We start from the raw sequence: 3,361 nt of genomic DNA on the forward strand, positions 1-3,361 counted from the left end.
TGAGAGGGCGAGTTTGGTGTCCCAGGGTTCGTAGGCGGGTTCGCCGGTGTGGTCGGGGCGCGTGTGGCCGGTGGTGGGGTCCAGGTCGGAGCGGATGAGGAAGTCGGCGCGTCCGTGGAAGGCGACGCGGTCGGTGAGGCGGTGGTGGAAGACGCCTTGGTAGATGACGGGGGCCCCGGCGCGCATGGCCTGGGCGGTTTCGCGGGCGGCGCGGGCCAGGTCGTGGTCGTGGGGTTCGGGGTCGGCGATGGTGGCGACCTCACCGAAGACCTGGCGTAGGCGGTCGAGTTCGGCCTTTTCGTGGGCTTGGCCGTGTTGGGCGACCAGGGCGTCGACGGGTTCGGGGCGGGGTGCGCCGGGCACGTGGGCGGCCAGGGCGCTCTTGAGCGCGGTGCGGTGGTCGCATTCGAGGGTGTCGACCAGGTCGGTGGGTGAGACGACCCATCCGGAGGTGGTGCGGAACAAGGCCCTGTGCTCCCCTTGTGTGTCGGCGTTGGTGGTGGTGCGGGATTGTTTCACCACGTTTGGGTGTGAAGGCCCGGTCCTTCAGGGCCGGGAGGAAACACCCTCGCCCACGCTTCCCGACCATCAAAGACCGGAAAAACACGGAGAAGTTCTCTGATTCGACCCCACGCCCGGGTCGAGGGTGATTAGCGTATTGGACCATGAAGCTGGTGGTGCGGGTCAAGCTGCTGCCTTCGCCGGAACAGGCGAAGGCACTACAAGCGACCCTGCGCGCCTGCAACGCCGCCGCCGACCACGCCTCCCAGGGCGCTCAGACCACCGGAGCTCGCGACAAGGGCGACGGCTGGTGATCCTGGATTCGCAGGAGACGACCGATGATCTGGTGTGGGACATGACCGAGGTGCTCACCTCGATGTGCGCCCGCCTGTACGGCAAACGCTCCGCCAAGCACCGAGCCGCCCGCGCCGTGGCGGCGGCCACCGGACCGCAGGCGCCGTGACCGGGCAGGTAGTGCAGGCCTACAAGTTCGCCATGGACCTGACCCCCGCCCAGGGGCGGGACCTGTCCCGGCACGCCGGAGCCGCCCGCCTCGCCTACAACTGGGGGCTGGCCCGCATCAAGGCCAACCTGTCCCAACGCGAAGCCGAACGCTCCTACGGCATCGTCAACGACGACCTGACACCGCCGGTGAACTGGTCGCTGTACTCCCTGCGTAGGGAATGGAACCAGGCCAAACACCAGGTCGCGCCGTGGTGGTCGGAATGCTCCAAGGAGGCCTACAACACCGGCCTGGATCAGCTGGCCCGCGCGCTCAAGAACTGGTCCGACTCCAGTAAGGGAACACGGAAGGGCAAGCGGGTCGGGTTCCCCAGGTTCAAGTCCAAGCGCAAAGCCACCCGGTCGGTGCGGTTCACCACCGGCACCATCCGTGTCGAGGCCGATCGCAGGCGTCTGACCTTGCCGAAGGTGGGCACGCTCAAGACCCACGAGTCCACCCGCAAACTCCAGCGCCGCATCCAGGTCGGGACCGCCCGCGTGCTGTCGGTGACCGTACGCCAAGAATCGGGCCGCTGGTTCGCTTCCTTGACCTGCCGGGTGGACCGTAACGACCCCTCCCCGACTCGACCGGACGCCGTCGTGGGCGTGGACGTGGGCATCAAGGCCTTGGCGGTACTCTCCGACGGCACGGTGGTGGACAACCCACACCATCACACCAACGCTTTGCGTAAGCTGCGACGCCTGTCCCGCACGGTTTCGCGCCGCCAAGGGCCCGACCGGCGCACCGGCCAAGCCCCCTCCAATCGGTGGCACAAAGCCAACAGGACCCGCAACAGAGTCCACCATCAGGTGACCAACCAGCGGCGGGACGGACTGCACAAACTCACCACCGAGTTGGCGGCAACCCACGGAACGGTCGTGGTCGAGGACCTGCACGTGTCCGGGATGCTTGCCAACCGCAAGCTGGCCCGCCACGTGGCCGACGCCGGGTTCGCCGAGGTTCGCCGCCAGCTGACCTATAAGACCCAGTGGAGGGGCGGGAGCCTGGTCGTGGCTGACCGGTGGTTCGCCTCCTCCAAGACGTGCTCGGATTGCGGCGCGGTGAAAGCCAAGCTCGCCCTGTCCGAGCGCACCTTCGTATGCACCGAGTGTGGTGTGGTTCTGGGCCGGGATCTCAACGCCGCACGGAACCTGGCCGCTCTGGTTGAGCGGTATGTCGCCGGGAGTGGCTCGGAGACACAAAACGGACGTGGAGCCGACCGTAAGACCGGGCTTGTCCCGGCGGGTGGCTGTGAAGCGTTTACCCCGCACCGGGATGACTCCCGGGTCAGACGGGGACTTTCGCCTAGTAATAGGTGAATCATTGAGAGCCACTGAGGCTCCAATGAACGGTGACGTGTGGGGTCCCGCCGCTGGTGGGGGCCGGTGTGGGCCCTGGGTGCGGATTGTACGCCGGTGGGGGTATTGACATGGGTGGGGGCGCCCGGGATCTGGTCCCGGGCGCCCCCGTCGTGATGGTTATGGGTGGGTTTAGCCCACGACTTCCCAGGCCACGTTGCCCACGCCGGAGCCGGTGCCGATGATGTCGTCGAAGGCCGCCGTGGACAGGTCCAGGCAGCGTCCGTCGATGTAGGGTCCGCGGTCGTTGATGCGCACGGTCACCGACTTGCCGTTGTTGGGGTTGGTGACCTGGACCATGGTGTCGAAGGGCAGGGTCTTGTGCGCGGCCGTCATGGCGTTGGTGTCGAAGGTTTCGCCGTTGGCGGTGGTGGCGCCGTGGAGGTCCTCGCCGTAGAAGGAGGCCTGGCAGGTGCCGCCCTCGCCGGAGCCTTCGGAGGAGTCTTCGGAGGTGGTCTCCTCTTCTTCCTCTTCGGGTTCGGGTTCTTCGGCGATGGTGGTGCCGGCGGCCGATTGGGACTGGGTGGCCCCGCTGCGGGCGCTTTCGGCGCGCTCCAGTAGTTCGGGGTCGGCTTGGCCGTCTTCGGTGGTGGCCTGTAGTGGGTCGGGTTGGGCCTGGGGGATGCCCACGGCGGTGGTGGCGTCCTCGGGGCCCGCGCCGGAGGAGATGACGGCGGCCGCGGCGCCGCCGCCGACCACCAGGGTCAATCCGGCGGCCGAGGCCACGATGAGGGCGCGTTTCTTACGGGAGCGTGCGGCCGCCTGACGTGGGCCCAGCGGCGCGGGGGCCGCGGGGGTGTAGGCGTCGGCGTATTGGGCCGTGCCATCGTCGAGGTGGTCGTCCACCGGTGGGTTCTGGGGCTGGTGTTTGCCCACGACGCAGTCCTTCGAACGGGAACAGTTCAGGGCGGGCCGTCTCCTGGCGCACGCGGGGCACGGTGAGCGGGGAGGTGCGTGGTGCGCCTGGTGGTGTCGGCCCCCGGGGTGTTCGGGTGGGGGC

General features: G+C 68.3%; 3 protein-coding genes and 2 pseudogenes. 3 read left to right on the forward strand and 2 right to left on the reverse strand.

The window, feature by feature from the left end:
• A pseudogene (locus BQ8420_RS28920) lies at positions 1-465 on the reverse strand (ATPase); the annotation flags it as partial.
• A gap of 200 nt (positions 466-665) precedes the next feature.
• Between BQ8420_RS28920 and BQ8420_RS31715 the strand changes: the two are divergent.
• The 3 genes and pseudogenes from BQ8420_RS31715 to tnpB all read left to right on the forward strand — a co-directional run bounded on the left by BQ8420_RS31715 (position 666) and on the right by tnpB (position 2,322).
• Complete coding sequence (locus tag BQ8420_RS31715) at positions 666-815, forward strand: hypothetical protein (protein ID WP_235006552.1); 150 nt, start codon at positions 666-668, stop codon at positions 813-815.
• Positions 797-964 (forward strand): annotated as a pseudogene (locus BQ8420_RS31720) (IS607 family transposase); the annotation flags it as partial. The gene BQ8420_RS31715 and the pseudogene BQ8420_RS31720, both read left to right, overlap by 19 nt.
• Positions 961-2,322: an IS607 family element RNA-guided endonuclease TnpB gene (tnpB, locus tag BQ8420_RS28925; protein ID WP_200816140.1), complete on the forward strand. Its 1,362-nt coding sequence runs from the start codon at positions 961-963 to the stop codon at positions 2,320-2,322. The pseudogene BQ8420_RS31720 and the gene tnpB, both read left to right, overlap by 4 nt.
• A gap of 171 nt (positions 2,323-2,493) precedes the next feature.
• On the opposite strand, the gene BQ8420_RS28930 is transcribed toward tnpB, so the two are convergent.
• Positions 2,494-3,237, reverse strand: a complete 744-nt coding sequence (locus BQ8420_RS28930) for a septal ring lytic transglycosylase RlpA family protein (protein ID WP_087103280.1) — start codon at positions 3,235-3,237, stop codon at positions 2,494-2,496.
• Between the last annotated feature and the right edge of the window lie 124 nt (positions 3,238-3,361).

Origin of the sequence: Nocardiopsis sp. JB363, assembly GCF_900143625.1 — a bacterium.
Classification (GTDB): domain Bacteria; phylum Actinomycetota; class Actinomycetes; order Streptosporangiales; family Streptosporangiaceae; genus Nocardiopsis.

What these genes read in the sequence shown, in the direction of transcription:
- BQ8420_RS31715 (WP_235006552.1), top strand. Translation starts at nt 666, where the DNA reads ATGAAGCTGGTGGTGCGGGTCAAGCTGCTGCCTTCGCCGGAACAGGCG.